General features: G+C 79.0%; 1 protein-coding gene and 1 pseudogene. Both read right to left on the bottom strand.

What is annotated here, in order from left to right:
- Positions 1-203, bottom strand: a pseudogene (locus ACWJ6R_RS37880) (DUF58 domain-containing protein); the annotation flags it as partial.
- A gap of 96 nt (positions 204-299) precedes the next feature.
- Positions 300-519, bottom strand: a 220-nt coding sequence (locus ACWJ6R_RS37875) for an AAA family ATPase (protein ID WP_449066789.1), incomplete at its 5' end; no start/stop codon positions are given.

Here is a 519-nt window from a genome sequence, read left to right as displayed (position 1 = left end):
CGCCGCCTGCGGCCGGCGCCGGCGCTGGGCGGCCAGGCGTCCCTGATGAGGCCGCGCACCCGGCGGGTGCCCGGGTTGGTCACGGTCAGGGTCACCCGGGCGGAGTCGCCGAGCCGTACCCGGTGCTCCCCCGAGCGCTCCAGCAGCAGCGGGCGGACGCTCCCGGCGAGCAGCAGGTCCACCGCGACGAGCGCGGCCAGCACCAGCAGCAGCCCGGCCGCGGCGCTCCGGCCGGGGGGCGAACAGCACCACGATCGCGCTGAGGGCGGCGAGCAGGCCCGTGCGTCCGGTGAGCGCCATCAGCGCGGTACGGGGACGGAGGCGAGGATGCCGTCGAGCACGCCGTCGGGGGTGGCGCCCTCGAGTTCGGCCTCGGGCCGCAGCTGGATCCGGTGCCGGAGCGCGGGCAGGGCCAGGGCCTTGATGTCGTCCGGCGTGACGTAGCCGCGGCCGGAGAGCCACGCCCACGCCCGCGCCGCGCCCAGCAGCGCGGTCGCCCCGCGCGGGGAGAGCCCATGC

Source organism: Planomonospora algeriensis (genome assembly GCF_977012225.1).
The sequence above is the reverse complement of the archived record's forward strand: the minus strand, read 5'-3'. Positions and strand labels throughout refer to the sequence as shown.